The organism is Rhodococcus sp. 05-339-2 (genome assembly GCF_002258965.1).
Classification (GTDB): domain Bacteria; phylum Actinomycetota; class Actinomycetes; order Mycobacteriales; family Mycobacteriaceae; genus Rhodococcoides.
Genome location: NZ_NOYW01000019.1, coordinates 48,214 through 69,600, shown reverse-complemented (window position 1 = coordinate 69,600; position 21,387 = coordinate 48,214). Strand labels below are relative to the sequence as shown.

The window sequence follows — 21,387 nt, the reverse complement described above, 5'->3', positions numbered from 1 at the left end:
TTTCGCCCCCCGGCGCGAATCGTGTTCGGTCTTTAATTTGCTCATGTCCAGAGTCCGGCAGAACCGGCAACATCAACGGCCACAGGCGACGTGCTGTAACGGCTTCGACAGGTCGAGGCGTCGAGGCCGGATGCCCACTCCACGTTACTGCGGCCTGTTGGTGAAGTGATTGGAGTGATCTCTATGTGGTGTAGTCCGCGTTTATTCGAATGTATTCATCGGTGAGGTCGCAACCGAACACTCTCCAGGTGTCGGTGCCGATTCCGAGGTCTACGTTGATCTCGACGGTGGCAGTTGCAAGGTGTTCACGAACCACCTCGACGGTGTCGTGCTGGTCGAGTGACGAGCTCGGATACACATCGATGTCCGCGAATGCGACTCGGATTCTGTCGGGTTCTATGTCCACCTCGTTGCTACATTTTCCGATAGCCATGAGAACTCGACCCCAGTTGGGGTCTTCACCGTGGATCATCGTCTTGACCAAGGGAGAGTTGATGATCGACTTCCCGACCACGCGCGCTTGGCGCTCGCTCGATGCACCCGAGACCGTAGTGACGATCAGCTTGGTCGCACCTTCGCCGTCGCTGGCAATCATTTTCACCAGATCCGTGCACACTTCCTCGAGAGCCTGCTCGAACTCGGTATCGGGTACCGGGCCGGCGGCACCATTGGCGAAGACCGCCGCTGTGTCGCTGGTGGAGGTGTCGGTGTCGATCGAGACCGAGTTGTAGGTGCGGTCGACAACGTCACGAAAGATTCGGTTGAGCGTGTCCTGGGGGACGTCGGCGTCGGTGAAGACAAACGACAGCATGGTCGCCATGTCCGGTTCTATCATCCCGACGCCCTTCGCGATTCCAACGATGGTGCTGGTGCCGACGGCTCGTTCGGAGACCTTGGCGCGGGTGTCGGTGGTCATGATCGCTCGGGCCACCGCGTGCGCGTCGAGTGGTGTTCCCTGGCCGAGCCCGTCGAGTCCGGCGCGGATGGTGTCCATCGGATATTGCACTCCGATGACTCCGGTGGAGGCCATTATCAGGGCATCGGGTTCGATTCCTACGGTTCGTGCGACGGATGCGCGTATCTCGCTGGCGTTGCGGAGCCCTTCCGCGCCGGTCGCGACGTTGGCGTTCTTCGCCAACACGAGGACCCCGCGCGGACTGGTCTGCTCGATCGAGGTCTTGCTCAAGGTGACGCAGGGGCCCGCGAACAGTGACTTCGTGAAAACGACCGACGAGGTGCACGGCCTGTCGGAGATGACCATGGAGAAGTCGTCTTTACCTTCGTCTGCCAGTCCTAAATGGGTTGTCCAGCAGTGAAACCCTTGTGGGGACGCGGCGCTCATGTCTGCCCTTTCTGATCCGTGTGATGTCGAACTCAGGACGCTCTGCACCATGCCAGCAATGCGCGCCGGTCGGGCTTGCCGACAGACGTTTTCGGCCAGTCGGACATCAGAGTGATCTTTCCGATGAGACCGCAGCTGTTCATCACTTCGGTGACGCGAAGGTGGATTCGTCCGAGGTCTGCCCCGGTGGGTGCCAGGCGGCACAGTACTGTCGTCGGTGTGTCTGCTCCTGTGGCCGTTGGGGCGAAGACGACGACCTCGTCGACCTCGTCGAGTGCGGTGATCTCGTCGACCAGGACGCCTGCCGAACAGAGTTGACCGTGGTTGTTTGTCCATACGTCATCGATGCGGCCCAGGACGTTGATGGCACCGTTGTCGTGGACCATCACCGCGTCCCCGCTTCGATACCAGCCGTCCGTGAATGCGCTCTGTGTACGGTCCGGGTGTCCCCAGTAGCCTTCGGCTCGGTGCGCTCGGCGGAATTCGGGCTCGCCCACTCGATAGGTATCTGCGTCGATTCCGTGGATGGGGCGCACTCGCATCTCCACCCCGGGTAGGGGCCGCAGTTCGGCCGCGCTCTGCAACTGTGGCCGCAGATCTGCGCACATGATGCCGCACTCGGTGGCCCCGTAGAGCCTGCGTAGGTGGACCCCGCACCGCTGGTGGATCAGTCGCGCAGTGGTCGGCGTCAGGAGAGCCCCGCCCGTCAGTGCGGTGGTCAGGTGTTCACCCATTCGCTCCGATGCCGCCGGTGACGCTGCGATCGCGTCGTAGTGCGAGGGAAGGGCGCTCATATAGGTACCGTTCCAGTCGCAAATCGCTCTCGCGTGGGCAGAGGCCGGGAGACCGGCGTCGAGGTGCACCGTGGGTGCTCCCGAGAGCAAGCCCGCGAGAACGTGAACGTCCATCCCGTGCGCGAAATCGAGGGGGTGGATGTTGATGATCACATCGTCGGCTGTCAGACCGAGCTGCTGGCACCAGTCGGTGCGGTCGGCGAACAGCGATTCCTCGGTCCAGTACACCCATTTCGGCTCACCACTCGATCCGGATGTTTCGAGGATTCTTCCTCGCACGGTGTCGTGCTCGGTCACGTCGCATTGACGCGTTGGGTTGCAGTATCGGAGCTTTCGGGTTGCTGCATCGAACACGGAGGCCAGTTCGGGCAGGTCGGGGTCGATGTCGTGGTCGGTAATGGCGTGCCAGCGGCGGCCCAGTGCGCTCAGTCGGTCCCATGCTGGATGCCGCGTCCGGCTCGCCAGGTGCACGCCGCCGGCGGCCATCGTTCCCAGTAGTGCTGCAACGAAGTCTGCGGCCCCGGGGTGATGATCGACGACGACCACGTCGCCTTCGTCGATCACCGGTGCCAGTGCATCACGCCATGCCATCGCCGCGGCCGACAGCTCCCCGAACGTCGTATGGCGTCGTCCCTGGTGAAGTGCGTCCTGATCCTGTTGGGGCATGCTGTTCAGTGCGGCGAGGAACCCTCGCGCGTCAGACATTGATCTGTCCTCGGAACAAGTGTCTGACGCTGCCCGGTTCGATCGTTGTCCGCCCGTGCAGAACCTGTTCGTTGTCGAGGACGAGAAGATCACCCGGGGCCCAGTCGTGCGAGTAGAAGCTGGTACTGCCCCGCAGGTAGGAGTCGAGCCGTGCGAAGACGGCCCGGCTGTCTTCTTCGGTCGAGCCCGCCAGACGGACCGACCATCCTGCGGGGGTGGTCCGTTCCTCGGTGAACGGGAGTGCCACGTTCAACCGCGTTGTCCCCGTTGCTGATCGCACTGCAGGTGGAATCGACAGCCAGCGGTGCGCGACGTCGGGAAAGTGGGATTGGTCGGTGACGTAGTACTCCCAATCCACGTCGGTCACCGTGCTCAGGTCCGGTGGGAGTGTTGCATCGAGTAGATCCGATTGCAGACAGAGTTCTGTGCGTCCGGATCCTGTGGGCTGATCGACTGCATTGCAATACAGCGCAATGTATTTGGGACAGGTCCCGACAAGTGTGCCGTCGGTGTGCAGAGGCAGGGCACTGCGCCCGGTGACGACGCGGTCCGGTAGCGGGCTTGCGTCGAGATCGAGCAGACCTGCGCTTCCGGTGCCGAACCGATGTGTGGCGAGAGTCCCGAGCCCCTGCACGAAGACCTCGAAGTCGCTTCTGCCGAAGTCGACGTCGCCGACCAGAGCGAATCCATCCCGGGTGGCCACTGCCGCGAGATCTCCGGGATCGGTGGCCGTCACCGCTGCTCACCGCCGACCGCAACATCGTGGTTTCCCAGAGGGACCTCATCGAGGGTCTGTGCCCGGATTTGGGCACAGACGGCAGCCAGTTGTTCTCCGAGCGCGCCGTCCAACCCTGCTGACAAACCCGCCCCTTGGTGGATTGCGACTTTTCTCCCGAACGCAGTCTCACGGGGCAGTTGGTAGGCCGCGAGCTCGCGGAGGTAGTACTTTTCGATGCCGTCGACGGTCTTCAGCTGAGCGGGGACACTCTGTTGAAGGTGCAGTAGAGCAGGACTCCAGTACGGGTGGTACATGCGCGGCCCTGGGGTGAATTGGCCGGTCACCATCATTCCTGATGCGCTGGCGTCGTCGATACGTTCGTTCAGATCGCCGGCGACTGCGCCCATACCGAAATCGCTTCCGGCGTTGAGCAGATCGCTGCCGAGTCCGGTCACGAGGTCGGCACCACATGCTCGCGCCAACTCGAAGGCCACTGTCACCAGCAGATGCACGGTGATGACTTCTGCATCATCGGATTGAGTGTGCTGCATGCACGGGTAGATCGCCGCTGTCGATTCCTGTGCGGTGACGTCGATGACGTCGAGCGGCAGACCGACGTGGCGCGCTGTTCGAGAGGCACCGTCGATTTCGTCACCCCAGGGTGTGCGGAGGGTCAGTGCACGGACGTCGGCACCGGCCCTCCACAAGTAGGAGGCGAGGAGTCCGGAGTCGACACCACCGGAGAGCAGTAAGCGAATGGGACGACCCGACGATGCGATTTCCGTTGCTGCAGTGCGTAATCCATGGTCGAGCCACCCCATGGCCTGTTCGAGCGAACACCCTGGGACACCGCCCGACGGCGACGATCGGGGGACAGCGCGGTGCACCGACAACTCTCCGTCGGCGGAGCAGACCAGAGTCGTCCCGGGGCGAAGTGCCGTGGTGGTTCCTGCGCGGTGACCGACACTCGCGGCGGTCGCCGCGAATTGCGCTCCCACCGCCCATGTCCGTGCATCATCGGTGCGGGAGAGAAAGACTCGGCATTCGCCGTGCAGCGGCGTCGTGATCATGACTGTTCCGTCGTTGCGGTTCAGAACGGGGCCGGTATGTCCGCCAACACGGCGGATGCGGCCGCTGTGCGAAAAGACGACCCACCCATGATCGGTTGGGGTCATGGGTTGTCTCCGACAATTGTGCGCATCTTCTGTTGGGCCGCATCGCCTGCAGCGAACCCCGCTCGGTGGCCGGCTATTGCTGCAATACGGGCTCGTTCCATGTCGAGCAGCAGATCGTGGTTGACGAACGCCTTGGTGCGGGCAAACGGCACCGATTGGTACTCGGCCAGTGCCTGTGCTCGGGTGCATCCTGCAGCGAGCGGGTCACTATGGGCTGCAACGAGTTCATCGAGGAGGCCGTCGGAGAGTGCGGTGGTACCGAGCCATCGATCGCACCCGATGATCATTCGATTCGCCACGGCAGGCCCTACTCGGCGTTGCAGGAGCGGAGCTCCGAGTATGCAGGAGATACCCAACTTGAGCTCGGGCATACGGAGGTCCGACGTCGACGTTCCGATGCGCCAGTCGGCGCACAGTGCCAACTGAAGACCGATGCCGATGCAGTATTTGTCGATGACTGCCACGGTCGGTTTCGAGATCGACAGAACTGCTCGATACATGTCCACGCAGGCGTCGATCCATCGGTTGACCTCGGAGCCTCCCGTGAAGTCCTTGACTTCGTTGAAGTCACCGCCGACACCGAAGGATCGACCGTCTCCCCCGTACAGAACCAGCCCCTCGACATCCGGGGTGTCCCCTAGCTGCCAGACCAACTCGGTGATGCCGCGCATCTTGTCTGTGGAGAACGTGTTGTGTCCTTCACCGTCGAATTCGATGATCGCCAAGGGGCCGTTGCGAACTGCAGTACCGCCATGGGCTTCGGGCGACCTGGGCCGATCGTGGGGCTCGTGGGTGGCGGAGGGTGAGTGCAGTGTTCTCACGCTTCGACCAGCTCCCCACGCTTTCGGCGGTCTGCGTCGAGGGCGCGGCGTGTGTAGAGACGTTGTCCCCATTGTTCGCTGTGATCGGCGCTGATAGCGGTGCCGTTGCATATTGTGGTGACGATTCGATGGAATTGAGCCAGTGCGGCGGCGGCGGTGCGTTCGCTCAAGCTCGTCTCGGATTCGCCTGGGACGATGTCGAATCGGTCGACTGCGATGATCGGACCGCCATCTACCTTCGGGGTGATGATGTGGCAGGTGGCCCCGAATTGCGTCTGGTTGTCGTCGATCGCGTAGCGATATCCGCCGATCCCTCGGTAGTTCGGGGTCGCCGGGTGGAAGTTCACGGCCAGTTCCCGCACTCGATCGAGTGTGGCCTCGGACAGGATGAAGTCCGATTTGAAGGACAGAAGCAGGTCGCACCCGTGCCACTGATCGAACGATCGAGTTACTGGATCGCCGTAGTCCCAGGCAAACCAGTCGACGTCGGCGAATCTGCGGCGGAGAAAGTCGTGGGCGAGTTCGCCCCACCGTGATCCGTCGGAGATGAGCAGAACAGAGCGGGTGTCTTTCATCGAGTGACAACTCCTTCGGTGAGTGGGAGAGCCCAGCAGTACGCGAATCCGGCACCTGCTTCGTGTAGAAAGGTGTCTGCCTCTTCGTAATCGGCCAGAGCCGAGCTGTATCGGCCGTATTTCGGGGACGTCCGGCCGATGCATCGAGCGGAGCCCTTGTACAGCTCGACGGTCACTGTGCCCGTCACGCGGTGAGCCAGACGGGCGCAGTAAGCATCGAGTGCTGCACGCAGATCGGTGAACCAGTAGCCGTAGTAGACCAACTCTGCGTACTGGTCGGCGATGGACCGCTTGTGGTGGAGCGTCTCTCGGTCCAGTACGAGTGCTTCGAGATCGGTTCGTGCAGCGAGAAGAACTGTTGCAGCGGGTGCTTCGTAGATTCCGCGGCTCTTGAATCCGACGATGCGGCTCTCGAGAATTTCGGTACGCCCGATACCGTTCGCGGCCGCTGTGTCCCCGAGTTCGCTGACCAGGTCGATCAGGTCGAGCTTGCGGCCGTCGAGAGCGACGGGGATGCCTGCTTCGAACTCGATCGTGATCGTTGTTGGACGATCCGGTGCCTGCACCGGCGCGGTCGTGATCTGCCATGCATCGGGCGGTGGAGCGTGGTCGATGAGGTCGAGATCCCCGCACTCGATGCTGGTGCCCCAGATATTGGTGTCGATGCTGTACGGCGTCGTCTTGCTGACACCCACATCGATACCGTGACGATCGGCGTAGGCAATTTCGCTACCGCGGGAGGTCATTTCCCAATCGATGACAGGTGCGAGGATGTCGAGCTCGGGAGCCAACGCCCGCACGGAGGTGTAGAACCGGACCTGATCGTTTCCCTTGCCCGTGGCACCGTGAGCGACTGCGGATGCACCGCGTTCGCGAGCGATGCTGACCAGCCGCTCGGCGATCAACGGTCGAGACAACGGTGCAGCCAGAAGATATTTTCCCTCGTATGCAGCGCCGGCGGCGAGAGCCGGGATTGCATAGTCGTGGAGGAACAGGTCTCGGACGTCTTCGACGATAACTTCCGACGCGCCGGCCGCGGTTGCGCGCTTCGAGACGGCCTCGAGGTCCTCGATTTGGCCGAGGTTCGCGCAGTACGCGATGACCTCGGTCTGATAGCGCTCTTTGAGCCAGTGCACGGCAACGGATGTGTCCAATCCGCCGGAATATGCCAGGACGATGCTCATACCCCGACCTCCATCGCGAGTTCGGGCACGCTCACGCCGCCGACGACGGATCGCGCTGCTCGTAGGCATTCCGCCTTCGCCTCCCAGAGGCGGGTTCTGGCTTGCCGGATTTCGGCGAGTCTGTCGGTCACGTCGGCCAGGCCTTGCTCCTGCTGTTCGGAGACCCGCGTCGGTCCGGTGGATCCGGCAGAGATGTAGCTGCGCAGTGTGTGGAGCGGATCGCATATCTGCTTCATGTCGACCTCACTGATGTCGATGTCGTGTTCCTCGCGGAGGAAAGTGGTGGTGAACGCGACGTTGCGCAGGGTGTGACCGGCTGCGAGGGCGGCGTTGACGAGGTCACCGGTGATGCGGTGGGCTGTGCGGAAAGGAACGTCGAACCGAGAGACCAAGATGTTGGCGATCTCTGTCGCGGTCGAGAAGTTGTCCCAGCACAGGGCTCTGCCGCGAGCACCGTCGAACGCGGTGTGCAGGTTCTGGCGTCGGCACAGGCGAATGGTGTCGAGGTACGTATCGAGGGCGCCCCAGTAAACCGGTTTGTCCTCCTGCAGGTCGCAGCTGTACCCGAGACCGACCGACTTCTCCATCACCAGCAGTTGCACCAGCGCACCCACCGCGCGACCGGACTTCCCTCGCGCCAGTTCTGCAACCACCGGATTCTTCTTCTGCGGCATGATCGAGCTACCGGTCGCGAACGAATCGTGCACTTCGGCGAGAGCGTATTCGTTCGAGCTCCAGGTGACGATCTCTTCCTGCATGCGAGATAGATTCACAGCACCGCTGGCAGCTGCGCCCGCTACTTCGACTGTCCAGTCCCTCGTCGACGTCGCATCGAGCGCATTGACCATCGGTGCATCGAACCCGAGAAGCCGGGAGGTGTAATCGCGGTCCAGGGCGAATGTAGTTCCGGCGAGCGCACACGCGCCGAGCGGATTGATGTTGATGCGCTTCCAGGCATCCATCAGTCGGGAGGCATCACGCAGCAAGGCCTGTGCGTGCGCAGCCTTCCAAAATGCTACCGAAATCGGTTGCGCTGCCTGCGAATGCGTGTAGCCGGGTAGAACTGCTTCTCGTTCCGACTCGGGGCACCCGAGCAGATCCTGCACGAACATGAGCAGTTCTTCGCTGGCATCGAGCAGCCACTCGCGGGTGACCATGCGTGCGTCGGTCTGCACCTGATCGTTTCGGGACCGTGCGGTGTGCATGCGGCCGCCGACGGGTCCGATCCGTTCGATGAGCATGAATTCGGTGTTGAGGTGCACATCTTCTTGTCGGACGTCGAGCTGCAATCCACCGTCGGCTCGGCTGCTCTCCATGTCGAGCAGCCCAGCGAGAAGCGCTTTGGTGTCGGGTTCGGTGTTGATTCCCGCGCGACCGAGCATCAGAACATGAGCGATGTTCTGCCACAGGTCGTGTTCGAGCATTCTGCTGTCTACCGATGCTGTCTCTGTGTAGCGAAGTACATCGTCGGTGATATCGGTGGAGAATCTTCCACCCCAGAGCTTTTCGCTCATTGATCGGTACCCCTCTGTGTGCGTGATGGTTCGGTTTCGGTACAGGAAAGTTCGGGTTAGGGCACGGCAAAGCCAAGACCTGGCGGGATTGGACGGCCCGGGGCGCGGACCCGGGCCAAGGCGTCGTTACACAATCAAGTCAGGTCGGGCTCGGGTCGAGTAGTTGAAAGAGCGAAGGGAGAAGGGCTCGGACGGCGGGGGTGTTTACTCGAAGGCCAGCCGGACGCCGAATCCCACCAGAACAACACCCAGTCCACGCTCGAGCCACGCCCCCAAGCGGCCCTTCTCCAAGAACCGGCGAGCGGACGAGGCAAGAAGTGCGTACGAGGACAGACATATCAGCGCCACCACGAACTCGATCGACATGAGCAGCATGGACCAAACGAAAACGTTCCCGTCGCGCGGAATGAACTGCGGCAGCACCGCCAGGTAGAACGCACCCATTTTCGGATTCAACAGGTCCGCGACGAAACCGGTCATGAACGCTCGCGACCACTTCGGCTGGTGCGCGTTGTAAGTCGCGGCATCGACGTCGGTGAAGCTGCCCTTGCGCTGCCAGATACTCTGAATTCCTAGAAACACCAGGTAGGCGGCACCTGCGATACGTACCGCGTCGAATGCCCCGGGGACGCTGGTGAGCAAGGACGCCAACCCCACGGCCGCAGCGATGCCCCAGGCCATCGACCCCGTCGCCGCACCCAAAGCTACGGCGATGCCGTGACGCACACCGCCGGTAAGCGAGTGCTTGACCGCCAACATGACGTCAGGACCTGGGATTATTCCGAAGACGATAGCGACGGGGAGATAGGCCAGAACGGGGTTGTTCACGGCAAGAACGGTACGACCGCTCCAGCATCGATGCACGTTTCCTAAGTATCGCTGATCTAGGTTTAGTATTTGTGGATGTACAACCACGATCAGCTCGCCACACTTGCCGCGATCTGCGATTCAGGGTCGTTCGAGGGAGCTGCAACGGCGTTGCACATCTCGTCTTCTGCAGTCAGCCAACGCATTACCGCGCTCGAACGAGCGTCGGGGGCCGCGCTGCTACAGCGAACCAGGCCGGTACTACCCACCAGAAACGGGCAAGCCCTGCTCCGACTCGCGCGGCAGATCGAAGTCCTCACCGTCGACGCCGACGCTGAGCTACGCGGCGGCTCAACGACAACGAATACTGCTGCACCGCTGCGCTTTTCACTTGCTATCAATGCCGATTCGGTCTCGACGTGGTTCCAACCGGTGATGAAAGCGATAGCCGTCGACCGACGGATACTGCTGGACCTCCACATCGAAGATCAGGACCATACAGACGCTCTACTGCGTCAAGGCGCGGTCATGGCCGCCGTGACGACCTCACGCACCGCAGCACCTGGCTGTACGGTCGAACCGCTCGGAGCCATGGTCTATTGGCCCGCGTGCGCACCCTCACTCATTCGCGACGCCGACTCCGACGGTTGCGATCCCAGCCGCCTCCCGATGCTGCGATTCGACAAAAAGGACGACCTGCAACACGCCTATCTACGCAAGATCAAGGCGCACCGTGAGCCCCCGATCCACTACCTCCCATCGAACCGCGAATTCCTGACTGCAGCTCGACTCGGACTCGGGTGGGGCGTGCTACCGGAAGGACAAATCGCACGCGACCTCGCCGACGGGACACTCGTTCACCTCGACCCCGACCACAACGTCACCATTCCCCTGTATTGGCAACGATGGCACCTGCCATCCGAAACCCTCGACAGAATCACAGGCTGGGTACGCGATGCTGCACATAACGCATTGATCGACACACCCAAAGAACGAAAAACAGCGAACCGTCCCCCAGGTCATGCGGTGACCGGCGCGGCAACACCGGAACCTGCGTGAGTCCGGCGGTCATCGGTCCAGCTGTGACGGCTAATTGCACACCCTGATTGGACCAAAGTTGCGGCGATGCACGCCGGTCGCATGGTCCGCCGCCGGGTGCGCGCCTAAGGTCGCCGATCGCTGACCGAGCATACGACGCGGGGCGTTGAGCCTCGACCGAATGCTCCACCACGCATCGAAGTATCGATCGGCGCGGATCCCATAGTGTACGAAAAGCAGTGATTGCTGGCAGCACAACTGAAAAACGTCAAAACAGCTACTGCTGCAGCTTTTTTCAGACTGGGAGTACGCACGGCCTGCGGCGGCGCGGGTCTCTGTTCCGTCAGGGTGAGGCGAGTGCCTCGGACAGGTAACGAATCAGTGCCGCCTTGAGCTCGGTCACGAGCTGGTCCTTCTTGTTAGTTTTTTCTGCGGCGATGACGGGCATCATTCCGCGGGTGATCTGCAAGGCCACCAGCGCGTGGAGGTCGATGCGTTCGCTGGACAGGGTCGGTGCGAGTGCGGCCAAGGTCTGGGCGACCCTCTGGGAGAGTTCGCTCTGCAATGGTACGACTGCGGTATACAGGGCAGGCTGGGTATCTGCTCGCGAGAACAGTTGCAGGAAAGCCGGATTGGCCGCATTGAAGGCGACCATATTGTCGACGGCCCGGTCGATGAACTGCGGTAGAGATTCCACGAAGCCGTCCGGTCGCGGATCGACCGCGGCCGATTGGGCGTCGGTCAACTCCACGACGTAGCGTTCCGCCAATGCTGCGGCGATGTCTTCCTTGTTTCTGAAGAACTGGTACAGCGAACCCGGTGACATGCCCGATTTGCTGGCGATAGCGTTCGTGGTCGCTGCGTCGAACCCGACTTCTCCGAACAACTCCTCCGCACCGTCGAGGATCGCAGCGATGCGCTTGAGTCCGCGATCCTGACGCTTGGGTGCAGGAGAGGTAGTTGGCGTCGAGGTATTCGGCATGTGAACTCCAGGCTTTCCGGTAGACAAGACGAGCTTTCGCTCGTATTCTCGCAAATCACGAGCAATCGCTCGTATCCACGGTAGCAGGGGGACCCGCGATGCCCACCCGATTCGCCACAACTCGACCCGGCCTCACCCTCGTAGTGGCCGGCGTCCTCTTCCTCGTGCTCGCAGCAGTCGCTGCCGGTGCGATGAATGCACTGTCCCTGAACAGGTTCGAGGCGACCAACGCCCCGTCTGCGGCAGCCGAGGCGCTGCTCAACGACACCTTTCAGACCGGCACACCCAACATCACCATCCTCGTCACCGCGAAGACCGGCGACGTCGACAGCTCGGCCGTCGCCGCGGACGGGTTACGTCTGACCGAGTTCGTCGACACCTTCCCCGGCATCGACGACACATGGTCCTACTGGACCGAAGAGGTTCCGACCCTCGCCGCCGGGGACGGCAGCTCGGCGCTGATCCAGGCGTGGGCACCGGGCGACGCCACCGAAATCCGGCAACAGGTCCTTCCCGCTCTCGACGAGGCACTCAGCCGGTCGGCTACCTCGAACATCGACATCGCTCTCGGCGGCAGCGACGAGGTGTTCCGCTCCGTCGCAGAACAATCCAGGACCGACTTTCTCCGAGCAGAGCTGATCATCGCCCCGCTGGTGATCGCACTGTTGTGGGCCGTCCTACGGCGGCTCCGTCTCGCCGCAGTGGTCTTCGCAACCGGACTGTTCTCCGTCGTCGGCACCCTGGCCATCATGCGCGTGGTGGCAGCCTTCACCGAAGTATCGACCTTCGCGGCGAACATCGCGCTGGTGATGGGCATTGCACTCGGCGTCGATTACGGACTGTTCCTGATCTACCGCTTCCGAGAGGAAGCCCGCCGCACCGCTGACCTGACGTTGGCCGTGCAGCGAGCAGCGCAGGCAGCCGGACGCACCATCATGTTCTCCGGCGCCACCGTCGCCGCGTCACTGGCCGTTCTGCTGGTCTTCCCGTTCCCGTTCCTGGCCTCGTTCGCCTACGCCGGGATAGCCGTCGTCGCCACCGCCGTGCTCGCCGCTACGGTCGTACTCCCGGCCGCATTGGTGCTGCTCGGGCACCGCGCCTTACGGCGCAAGGAACCGGACACCGACGGAAGTACCGTGTGGCGGCGGATCACCGTGGCCACGACCGGCCGACCTGCAGTGTTCGCGATCGCCGGTGTGGTGATCTTGATACTGCTCGGAGCGCCGGTACTAGGCGTTCGGTTCGGCGCACCGGACGATCGCATCCTGCCGCAGTCGGTTCCGGTCCGCGCCCTGTACGACACCATCCGCGACGACTACGCCAGCGAGGATGCAGACGCAATTCTGCTCGTCGCACCGACCATCGCACCGGACGGCCTCGCTCGGTACGCCTCCGATCTCGCAGCACTGCCCCAGGTGCTACGAGTGGACAGCGCACTGGGCACCGTCGAACCCGACAGGGCGCTCACTGCTCCACCGAACGGCGCCGTCCGTTTCACTCCCGACACCGCAGGCAGCTACCTCTCGGTGGTACCGACTCGCGAATCACTGGACGACAGAGCCGGATTCGTCTCCGCGGTACGGTCGGTGGAGCCTCCCGGCCAGGTACTCGTCGGCGGCTCACCCGCGATGCTCGACGACTACACCGACGGCGTCACCGCCCGGCTCCCGCTCGTGGCCGTGCTCATTGCACTGATCACCTTCGCCATTCTGTTCGTGATGACCGGATCGATCATCGCCCCCATCAAAGCCACCATTCTGAATCTGCTGTCACTGACGGTCATGTTCGGTGTCCTGGTGTGGGGTTTTCAGAACGGCAATCTTGCTGGGCTGCTGGGTTTCACCCCTACCGGTGCCATCGAGCCGAGCATCCCCATCCTGATGTTCTGCATCGCCTACGGCCTGTCGATGGACTACGAAGTCTTCCTGCTCTCGCGCATCAAAGAAGAATTCGACCGTACCGGAGACAATCGCCAATCCATCATCGATGGCATCTCACGCTCCGCACCCGTCGTCACCGCAGCAGCTCTCATCCTGGCCGCATCCTTCGCCACCTACGCCACTTCCGGGGTGACCTTCCTTCAGCAACTCGGAATCGGCATGGCACTGGCGGTCCTGATCGACGCCACCGTCATCCGAGCGATCCTCGTCCCCTCCATCATGGCCCTGACCGGCCGCTGGAACTGGTGGGCACCGCGCCCACTGGCACGCCTGCACCAGCTCATCGGCATCACCGATGCTCCACGCGTCGATACACCTGGTACCGAAGTCGACCCTGGAAGACCCAAAACCCCTGTATGAGCACTGCACTCGCACGCTCCCAGCCACCACATCCCCGCCCCGATCGGAGTACCCCATGCTCGACAGCCGCCATCACCCCCTCTCACGGCTCCTCGCCGCGATTGCGATAACCGTCGCGTCGACCGCCATCTTTCTCGGTGGAACGGCCATCGCCTCCGCGCAGCCGACCCGATCGGACGTGATCGACGTACCGGTGTCCTTCACAGTCCGCAACACCAACGACACAGCCGTCCCGTGCACCGCCGACGGCGGAACCTACACCATCCGTGGCCATCTCACCGCTCCCGCAGAGGGTTTCGGCAACGCCATCACCCTCTACGAACACGGCATCGCAGCCGGCGAATGGTACTGGCGTCTTCCAGTCGAGGGATACCACCACACCTACGAAATGGCCGCTCGCGGACAGACCTCACTGACGATCGACAGACTCGGATACGACACGAGCGACGCTCCGGCAGGCGGGGCCATGTGCGTGGGGTCCCAAGCAACGATGGCCCATCAGATCGTCCAAGCGCTGCGTACCGGCACCTATCAATGGGATGCATCCGGAACGGCCCCCACCTTCGGGCACATCACCCTCGCCGGCCAGTCGAACGGCGGGCAGATCGTCCAGATCGAGGCCTACACCTTCGACGACGTCGACGCTCTCGTCGTCATGGACTGGGCCGATCGCGGACTGACACCCGAGGCCTACGTCAGATTCTTCGCCGCCACACCACGCTGCCTCACCGGAGGCTCGGCATCGGAAAACAATCCCGCCGCCAAGGGCTACACCTTTTACGACCAAGGAACCACTGAATTCGTGACAGGAAACTATGCCGATACCGAACAACAAGTAATCGATACAGCAGCGCCCTATCAGAACCAACACCCGTGCGGCGACATGCTTTCACAAGGCCCCGGAATTCTTCTCGACCTGGCCAAAATGTCGAGCATAGACATTCCAGTTCTCGGCCTCTACGGACAGGACGACGCACGCGTGCAATTCGGTGACGAACATATTGCATCGTTCACCGGAACATCGGACAGAAAGGCGATCACGATTCCTCACGCAGGCCATTACATGGGCCACGCACGGAACGCCGCCATCGTCTTCGACTCGCTCGACCAGTGGCTCGACGCCCGACAACCCCACTGACCGCATCAGATCGGCATCAAATAGCTGAACGCACTATTGCGAGCCTGTGCACTTAACCGTGTGCACAGGCTCACAATAGTGCTCGAATTACTGGCGGTATATCTGCGCTCGAACTGAAATTATATTGTTACGGGAATCACTTTCCGAACATTTGGAATTAACGTGAAAAGAATTGACTTATCGAAAACGTGGCGCTGTACTTGAAACCACGTACCGATCGGTGCGTTTCGCACAAAGCAGAAAATCTGCGACCACCTTCCTGGGGGAAGAAATGACTGTCACCACACCACCGTTCGATATCGCCAGTGAACTGACATTCGATCGCACTGTGCCGCGAAGCCTCGTCCACCGCGCAGCTGTCAGCGAGGTCTTCCTCACCGACGCTGCTGCGACGGGCGAGAACCGATTCGTCGTCGCCGCGCAGCTACCGCGAGGGCATGCCCTCTACAGCGACCGACTCGACGACCGGTACGACCCCATGATCCTCGTGGAGGCATGCAGGCAGGCCTCGATCCTGATCAGTCACCAGTTCTACGGAGTACCCAAGGACTGGGCGTTCGTCTTCCGCAAGGCCTCGGTGTCGGTGACCGACCTCGCTGCCCTCCAGGTCGGGGAAACACCGGGCCGGTTGGTCATCCGAGTCGAATTCGAGAAGCGGTTCCACGTCGAGGGGTACCTGACCGGGGCAGTCGGTAGGTACCAGACCGTTCTCGACGGCGTGCCTGTCGGCGAATTCGTCGGATCCCTGAGCTTCATGCCCAAGCAGATGTTCGCCGAGATGCGCGCGGCCGGGCGGGCAGCGAAGAACACCCCCGATCAGCCGTATACCTCTGCCGCCGTTCCGCTTCCGCCTGCACGCGTTGCCCGGCGGGACTCGAAGAACGTCGTCATCGCCTCCACCGGCACCGAACACCCCGACACGACGTACGAGGTCGTCGTCGACAACAACCACCCGTCGCTCTCCGATCACAAGGTCGACCACGTCTCGGGGATGCTCTTGACCGAAGCGTGCAGGCAGGCATCGGTGTGCGCCGTCCTCGACACCCACTCACTGCCGGAATCGTCGGTCGGTTCCCCGGTGCGCTACGACATCCAGTTCCTCGACTTCGCCGAACACGAGCTTCCTGTCTACTGCCGCTTGATCGACACCGCACCCACCGAGTCCGGGACTGGGATCGTCGCATCTTTCGAACTCGTCCAGGGTGACGTCGTCATCGTCCGCTCGCAGGTCGAGGTGGGATGACGATGTCCGACAACAGTATCGACACCGGTCCCCTCGTTCTCGTCGTCGACTACGGCGGCGTCCTGACCAACCCCATCGCCGACACCATCGCGGCGTTCACCGAGTACATGTCCGTGCAACCGGAGGACCTGATGGGTGCCCTGTTCACCGCGCACGATGACCCGGACGAAACGATCATGGCCCCGCTCGAACGCGGCGAAATCACCGAAGCGGCCTTCCTCGACCGAGTCGGATCGGCACTGGAAACCATGACCGGACGCGCTATCGACCTGTCACAGTTCCGGCCGGCATGGTTCTCCGGCCGGGTCCCCAACTCGGAACTTCTCGACTACTTGCACACGCTGAAATCCGAAGGACGAACTCTGGGACTGTTGACCAACAACGTCCGAGAATGGGAACCCGAGTGGCGAGGAATCGTCCCCACAGGCCTGTTCAGCGTCGAGGTCGTCTCCGCGAACGAAGGTGTCCGCAAACCCGAACCCGAAATCTACCGCCGGACGACCGAACGACTCGGCGTCCCTGCCGCTCGATGCCTGTTCGTCGACGACGACCTACGCAATTGCCAAGCCGCCCGAGCGCACGGAATGCAGATACATCACTTCACCGACACCGCGGGAGCCATCGAGGCAATCGACGCCTGGTTCGGACGCCAGCAGCCGGCCGCGCAACCCACCGCGGACGCGCTCCTCGAGGAGTCCGCATGAGCACCCCCGAACCGCTGCAGTCGGCCCCCGAACGCTGGTGGACGCTGACAGCGGTCTGCCTCGGAACATTCATGCTGTTCTTGGACCTCACCGTCGTCAACGTCGCACTGCCCGCGATACAACGAGACCTCTCGGCCAGCTTCGAGCAGTTGCAATGGGTGATCGACGCCTACGCCCTGGCACTGGCCGCGTTTCTGCTCACCGCCGGCTCGATCGCGGACAGACTGGGCCGCACCCGGATCTTCGCCGTCGGCGCGCTGGCCTTCACCCTCGCGTCCGTGGCTTGCGGTCTCGCTGGGTCAGCAACTCTGCTCAACGCAGCACGTGGAGTTCAAGGCCTCGGCGCGGCCATCATGTACGCCGTCGGCCCAGCGATGATCGCAGCGACGTTCCACGGCCGCCAACGAGGAACCGCCTTCGGCATCTTCGGGGCCACCTCGGGCATCGCCATCGCTGCGGGACCGTTGATCGGAGGCATCCTCACCGAAGTGGACTGGCGATGGGTGTTCTACCTCAATATCCCTGTGGGACTGATCATTCTGGCCGTCGTCGCTCTGAAAGTCCGGGACCACCAGACATCGACCGCGCGCCGCGGTCTCGACCCCCTCGGTCTGGCACTGTTCTCCGCAGGTCTGTTCGCGTTGATCTTTGCAATCATCCGGGCACCCGTCGTGGGATGGACCGACCCACGTACCGCGGTAGCGTTGGCGGTCGGTGTGCTCGCCCTCCTCGGCTTCGCTGTGGTCGAGCGCCGCGTCCGCAATCCCATGCTCGACATGGTCCTGTTCGGAAACCGTTCCTTCAACGGCCTGTCCGCGGCAACGTTTGCGATCAACTTCGCCGTCACGGCCACCATCTTGTTCTCGGTGCTGTGGATGCAAGGCGTGCTGGGCTACTCGGCTATCGAGACCGGATTGAGGTTCCTGCCGCTTACCGGCGTCCTGCTGATATCCGGTGCCGTGGGCGGAATACTGAGCGCCCGGATCTCGACATCGATTCTGATCGGAATCTCGCTGTTGTGCACAGGAATCGGGTTTCTGTTGTTTCGATTCGCGGACGTCGGTGACAGCTGGACGGCGTTGTTACCGGGGTTTGTGATCGCGGGACTCGGTATGGGACTACACAATCCACCCCGTGCGAGCGCGGCAGTGGCTCTCGTTCGGGCCGAAGACTCAGGGATGGGAGCTGGGATCAACGAGACATTCCAGCAGGTCGGTGCGGCATTGGGCGTGGCGGTACTCGGAGCTTTGGCTCATCGCACCATCGAATCCGAACTCGACACCGCGTACGGATCCGCCCTGACTCCGGCCCAGCTCGACGCCACCGTCGACGCCGTGGCCTCCGGGGCCGTCGCGGCGCTGCAAGAGACCGGGCAGGACGTTGGGGTGGCAGCAGAAATCGCGTTCATCTCGGCGCTGCATCAGGTCACGACGATCGCGGGAATCGTCACCCTCATCGGTGCGATCGCGGCATTCACCCTCATCAGACGCAAGGACTTCCTCGTCGACCCCGCGGCAGCAGACCCGCACGCAGCGGCCTCTCCCCTACCCCGCGACGCGCCGTCCACCGGATACGAGGACGTGATCTCGGCCGAACAATCCAGCCTCGCCCCGCCTCGCCCGTCAGGAGTCCGGACATGACCGAGCACACCGTCCTCATCGTCGGCGCGGGCCCCACAGGTCTGACGCTTGCTTGCGAGCTCGCCCGCAGGAACGTCGACCACATGATTATCGACGGCAAGTCGGGGCCCTCGACCGAACCGAAAGCCCTCGTACTCTGGAGTGCCGCCCAGGAGAGCCTGCGCATCCTCGGTGTCGATCCCGCGGTATTCGATGCCGGCGTCACTCTCGACCGAGCGTCGTACTGGTCGAAAGGGTCACAGATCGGCCACGTCGACTTCACCGGCCTCGACCAGCCCGGCCTGCACAAACCCCTGTCCCTTCCGCAGCCCCTCGTCGAGGCAGCTCTCCTCGAGCTCTACCAGGCGCTGGGAGGTACGGTCCGCTGGCGGCACAAGTTCCTCGGTGCCCTCGATCCGGACCCTGCCGGGCCCAGCGACGGGGCGAGGGCGTCATTGGTCGGTCCGAGCGGAATCCGCTTCACCACAACAGCAGAGTGGATCGTGGGCACCGACGGTGCACACAGCACCGTGCGGAAAACAGCGGCCATCGACTTCGACGGCGACAGCTACGACGACGCTTTTCTGCTGGTGGACGGCACCCTAGAAACCGATGGGTCGGTCGGGGAGGCTCAGTACCATCTCCACCCGGACGGGGTGACGGTCGTCGTCCCGCTCCCAGGTGGTGGACACCGGGTATTTCTCGGACACCGTCAGTCCGCTTCCCCTGCGCTCATACCGCCGACTCAGATCACCGATCGCGCCAACATCATGCTCGGCCAACGCGGCCTCGGCCGCTTCCGGGTCAGTAATGTGCTTTGGCAGAGCGACTTTCGAGTACACCGGAGACTGTCCTCGCGCTACGTGTCGGGCCGATTCATCCTTGCCGGCGACGCTGCACATATTCACAGTCCTGCGGGAGGTCAAGGTATGAACACCGGAATACAGGACGCGGCGAATCTCGCGTGGAAACTTGCAGCAGTAGCGGTCGACGGAGCCGATGCAGCACTACTCGAAACATATGAACTCGAACGACGACCCGTCGCAGAATCGGTCGCCGCGATGACCGATCTTCAGACGAAACTGTGGACAACTCGTGCTGCCGTTTCGCGGTGGATCCGCGACCGAATCCTCGGAATCCTCTCGGCGACAGGGCTCCTCACCCGGCGTGTCGTTCCTCAACTGGCGCAGATCGATACGGCCTACGGCCCGTCAGTGGCCCGCGGGGGCGGGCGCGGTCGAACCATCTCGCCGGGCAAGTTCCTGCCCCCGCATCCCGTCCAGTTCGACGGAGAGGTCGACAAGTTGCTGCCCGACCTCCTCGATGACCGACGAGTCCTGGCGCTGGCCACCATCACCAGTATCGACGAACTCCGGGCCTTACATGCCATCCTCGACTCGTGGGGGTCGCGGCTGCACGTCGTGGTCGTGGTCCACTCCCCCACCACACTTCTGAGCGCAACTCCCACCGTGATCGACACCCACGAGATCGTTTCGAGCGAGCTCGGACAGGGCGGTGTCGCTGTCGTGCGTCCCGACCGCATAGTGGGCATGACCGGCTCGCTGCAGAACCCTGCAGCCATACGGACCTACCTCACCGCAGTGGCCGGACCCGCGGACACACAGGCAGTCGAACGCGGTCGACCCGAAACGAGCGCCTCCAAGGAGACAGCATCATGACCGACTTCCCACACGTGAACCTCGGAACAGGCCTCGAAGTATCCGCACTCGGATTCGGCGGCATGGCATTGACCTCGATGTACGGCGAATCCGACCCCGACCAAGCACTGAAGACCCTGCATCACGCCGTCAACCTCGGCATCGACTTCATCGACACCGCAGATGTGTACGGCCTCGGGACCAACGAGGAACTGATCGGCAGACTCCTCGCCGACCGTCGCGACGAGGTCACCGTCGCCACCAAATTCGGTATCGATACCTCCGTAACCGAACCCGGCCGCAGAAGCCGCGGAGACAGGGCTTACGTCCGCCAGTGCATCGACAACAGCCTGCGTCGCCTCGACGTGGACGTCGTCGACCTCTACTACCTTCACCGGGTCGACCCACACATCCCGATCGACGACACCATCGGAGCGATGGCCGAGCTCATCGCCGACGGAAAAGTCCGGCACATCGGAGTATCGGAAGTAACCGCCCCCGAACTAGAACGAGCGCACCGGACCCATCCGCTCGCCGCGGTCCAGTCCGAATGGAGCTTGTTCAGCCGCGACGTCGAGAACGCCATCGTCCCGACCGCAGCTCGACTCGGCATCGGATTCGTTCCCTACTCCCCACTGGGACGCGGAATGCTCACCGGAAAAGTGAAACAGGAACAGCTCGGCGACAACGACTTTCGGCGGTATCTACCCCGCTTTCAACTCGACGCATTCGAAACGAACACCGACGCCCTCGCCCCATTGACAGACATCGCGTCACAGCACGGATCCACGCCCGCCCAGATCGCATTGGCGTGGCTACGGGTGAAAGGTACACAGTTCGCGCTGCCCGTCGTTCCGATACCCGGCACTCGGAATGCGGATCGGGTCACCGAAAACGCGGGCTCGGTGCACATCGAACTCACCGCGGACCAGCTCGCCGTCCTCGACACCCTCGCCGACGCCGTCACCGGAACCCGAGCACCCGACATGAGTTGGGTATCAGCCGGCCGCGAATGACACGGGCACAACTGCACGGCACAGCCGCATTCCCGCCCCGTCGATCAGATCGAC

Annotated in this window: 18 protein-coding genes; 8 read left to right on the top strand and 10 right to left on the bottom strand. The window is 62.7% G+C overall.

Going from position 1 to position 21,387, the window contains the following annotated elements; genetic code table 11:
• Window positions 1-181: 181 nt before the first annotated feature.
• The 9 genes from argJ to CH273_RS22260 all read right to left on the bottom strand — a co-directional run bounded on the left by argJ (window position 182) and on the right by CH273_RS22260 (window position 9,656).
• Window positions 182-1,342 (bottom strand): bifunctional glutamate N-acetyltransferase/amino-acid acetyltransferase ArgJ, encoded by a 1,161-nt coding sequence (gene argJ / locus CH273_RS22300; protein WP_032365003.1) that lies wholly within the window; start codon window positions 1,340-1,342, stop codon window positions 182-184.
• A 32-nt stretch (window positions 1,343-1,374) separates the two neighbouring features.
• Window positions 1,375-2,841: a class I adenylate-forming enzyme family protein gene (locus tag CH273_RS22295; protein ID WP_032365002.1), complete on the bottom strand. Its 1,467-nt coding sequence runs from the start codon at window positions 2,839-2,841 to the stop codon at window positions 1,375-1,377.
• Window positions 2,834-3,577: a TauD/TfdA family dioxygenase gene (locus tag CH273_RS22290; RefSeq protein ID WP_015586125.1), complete on the bottom strand. Its 744-nt coding sequence runs from the start codon at window positions 3,575-3,577 to the stop codon at window positions 2,834-2,836. The genes CH273_RS22295 and CH273_RS22290 overlap by 8 nt, the downstream gene beginning before the upstream one ends.
• Window positions 3,574-4,629 carry an asparagine synthase C-terminal domain-containing protein gene (locus CH273_RS22285; RefSeq protein ID WP_033188359.1) on the bottom strand — a complete coding sequence of 352 codons (1,056 nt, stop codon included), beginning with the start codon at window positions 4,627-4,629 and terminating at the stop codon, window positions 3,574-3,576. The genes CH273_RS22290 and CH273_RS22285 overlap by 4 nt, the downstream gene beginning before the upstream one ends.
• 101 nt (window positions 4,630-4,730) lie before the next feature.
• Complete coding sequence (locus CH273_RS22280) at window positions 4,731-5,555, bottom strand: enoyl-CoA hydratase/isomerase family protein (protein WP_052047791.1); 825 nt, start codon at window positions 5,553-5,555, stop codon at window positions 4,731-4,733.
• A complete protein-coding gene (locus CH273_RS22275; protein WP_032364999.1) occupies window positions 5,552-6,130 on the bottom strand; it encodes a formyltransferase family protein in 579 nt (192 codons plus the stop codon). Before CH273_RS22275 ends, CH273_RS22280 begins: the two co-directional genes overlap by 4 nt.
• Entirely contained in the window at window positions 6,127-7,314 is a 1,188-nt protein-coding gene (locus CH273_RS22270) for an argininosuccinate synthase (protein ID WP_015586121.1), read from the bottom strand. Before CH273_RS22270 ends, CH273_RS22275 begins: the two co-directional genes overlap by 4 nt.
• Complete coding sequence (gene argH / locus CH273_RS22265) at window positions 7,311-8,828, bottom strand: argininosuccinate lyase (protein ID WP_052047792.1); 1,518 nt, start codon at window positions 8,826-8,828, stop codon at window positions 7,311-7,313. Before argH ends, CH273_RS22270 begins: the two co-directional genes overlap by 4 nt.
• A gap of 204 nt (window positions 8,829-9,032) precedes the next feature.
• Complete coding sequence (locus CH273_RS22260; protein ID WP_032364998.1) at window positions 9,033-9,656, bottom strand: LysE family translocator; 624 nt, start codon at window positions 9,654-9,656, stop codon at window positions 9,033-9,035.
• A gap of 75 nt (window positions 9,657-9,731) precedes the next feature.
• Here CH273_RS22260 and CH273_RS22255 point away from each other — a divergent pair, with 75 nt between their 5' ends.
• On the top strand, window positions 9,732-10,694 hold the full coding sequence (locus CH273_RS22255) for a LysR family transcriptional regulator ArgP (protein ID WP_015586118.1): 963 nt from the start codon (window positions 9,732-9,734) through the stop codon (window positions 10,692-10,694).
• Window positions 10,695-11,016: 322 nt separating this feature from the next.
• On the opposite strand, the gene CH273_RS22250 is transcribed toward CH273_RS22255, so the two are convergent.
• Window positions 11,017-11,655, bottom strand: coding sequence for a TetR/AcrR family transcriptional regulator (locus tag CH273_RS22250; RefSeq protein ID WP_015586117.1), 639 nt, complete (start codon window positions 11,653-11,655; stop codon window positions 11,017-11,019).
• Window positions 11,656-11,753: 98 nt separating this feature from the next.
• On the opposite strand from CH273_RS22250, the gene CH273_RS22245 reads away from it, so the two are divergent.
• From CH273_RS22245 to CH273_RS22215, 7 genes are all read left to right on the top strand, one after another.
• Entirely contained in the window at window positions 11,754-13,955 is a 2,202-nt protein-coding gene (locus CH273_RS22245) for an MMPL family transporter (RefSeq protein WP_052069823.1), read from the top strand.
• Window positions 13,956-14,010: 55 nt separating this feature from the next.
• Window positions 14,011-15,093 carry an alpha/beta fold hydrolase gene (locus CH273_RS22240; RefSeq protein ID WP_015586115.1) on the top strand — a complete coding sequence of 361 codons (1,083 nt, stop codon included), beginning with the start codon at window positions 14,011-14,013 and terminating at the stop codon, window positions 15,091-15,093.
• Between the two features lie 271 nt (window positions 15,094-15,364).
• Window positions 15,365-16,336: a ScbA/BarX family gamma-butyrolactone biosynthesis protein gene (locus CH273_RS22235; RefSeq protein ID WP_015586114.1), complete on the top strand. Its 972-nt coding sequence runs from the start codon at window positions 15,365-15,367 to the stop codon at window positions 16,334-16,336.
• Between the two features lie 2 nt (window positions 16,337-16,338).
• Entirely contained in the window at window positions 16,339-17,040 is a 702-nt protein-coding gene (locus CH273_RS22230) for an HAD family hydrolase (RefSeq protein WP_052047793.1), read from the top strand.
• The gene (locus tag CH273_RS22225) at window positions 17,037-18,680 is read left to right on the top strand and encodes an MFS transporter (RefSeq protein ID WP_015586112.1); all 1,644 of its coding nucleotides are present in this window, start codon (window positions 17,037-17,039) and stop codon (window positions 18,678-18,680) included. Before CH273_RS22230 ends, CH273_RS22225 begins: the two co-directional genes overlap by 4 nt.
• Window positions 18,677-20,338 (top strand): FAD-dependent monooxygenase, encoded by a 1,662-nt coding sequence (locus tag CH273_RS22220; RefSeq protein ID WP_015586111.1) that lies wholly within the window; start codon window positions 18,677-18,679, stop codon window positions 20,336-20,338. The genes CH273_RS22225 and CH273_RS22220 overlap by 4 nt, the downstream gene beginning before the upstream one ends.
• The gene (locus CH273_RS22215; RefSeq protein WP_015586110.1) at window positions 20,335-21,333 is read left to right on the top strand and encodes an aldo/keto reductase; all 999 of its coding nucleotides are present in this window, start codon (window positions 20,335-20,337) and stop codon (window positions 21,331-21,333) included. The genes CH273_RS22220 and CH273_RS22215 overlap by 4 nt, the downstream gene beginning before the upstream one ends.
• Window positions 21,334-21,387: the final 54 nt, after the last annotated feature.

What these genes read in the sequence shown, in the direction of transcription:
- CH273_RS22250 (WP_015586117.1), bottom strand. Translation starts at nt 11,655, where the DNA reads ATGCCGAATACCTCGACGCCAACTACCTCTCCTGCACCCAAGCGTCAG.
- argH (WP_052047792.1), bottom strand. Translation starts at nt 8,828, where the DNA reads ATGAGCGAAAAGCTCTGGGGTGGAAGATTCTCCACCGATATCACCGAC.
- CH273_RS22215 (WP_015586110.1), top strand. Translation starts at nt 20,335, where the DNA reads ATGACCGACTTCCCACACGTGAACCTCGGAACAGGCCTCGAAGTATCC.
- CH273_RS22285 (WP_033188359.1), bottom strand. Translation starts at nt 4,629, where the DNA reads ATGATCACGACGCCGCTGCACGGCGAATGCCGAGTCTTTCTCTCCCGC.
- CH273_RS22275 (WP_032364999.1), bottom strand. Translation starts at nt 6,130, where the DNA reads ATGAAAGACACCCGCTCTGTTCTGCTCATCTCCGACGGATCACGGTGG.
- CH273_RS22245 (WP_052069823.1), top strand. Translation starts at nt 11,754, where the DNA reads ATGCCCACCCGATTCGCCACAACTCGACCCGGCCTCACCCTCGTAGTG.
- CH273_RS22235 (WP_015586114.1), top strand. Translation starts at nt 15,365, where the DNA reads ATGACTGTCACCACACCACCGTTCGATATCGCCAGTGAACTGACATTC.
- CH273_RS22295 (WP_032365002.1), bottom strand. Translation starts at nt 2,841, where the DNA reads ATGTCTGACGCGCGAGGGTTCCTCGCCGCACTGAACAGCATGCCCCAA.
- CH273_RS22255 (WP_015586118.1), top strand. Translation starts at nt 9,732, where the DNA reads ATGTACAACCACGATCAGCTCGCCACACTTGCCGCGATCTGCGATTCA.
- CH273_RS22225 (WP_015586112.1), top strand. Translation starts at nt 17,037, where the DNA reads ATGAGCACCCCCGAACCGCTGCAGTCGGCCCCCGAACGCTGGTGGACG.
- CH273_RS22230 (WP_052047793.1), top strand. Translation starts at nt 16,339, where the DNA reads ATGTCCGACAACAGTATCGACACCGGTCCCCTCGTTCTCGTCGTCGAC.
- CH273_RS22220 (WP_015586111.1), top strand. Translation starts at nt 18,677, where the DNA reads ATGACCGAGCACACCGTCCTCATCGTCGGCGCGGGCCCCACAGGTCTG.
- CH273_RS22270 (WP_015586121.1), bottom strand. Translation starts at nt 7,314, where the DNA reads ATGAGCATCGTCCTGGCATATTCCGGCGGATTGGACACATCCGTTGCC.
- argJ (WP_032365003.1), bottom strand. Translation starts at nt 1,342, where the DNA reads ATGAGCGCCGCGTCCCCACAAGGGTTTCACTGCTGGACAACCCATTTA.
- CH273_RS22240 (WP_015586115.1), top strand. Translation starts at nt 14,011, where the DNA reads ATGCTCGACAGCCGCCATCACCCCCTCTCACGGCTCCTCGCCGCGATT.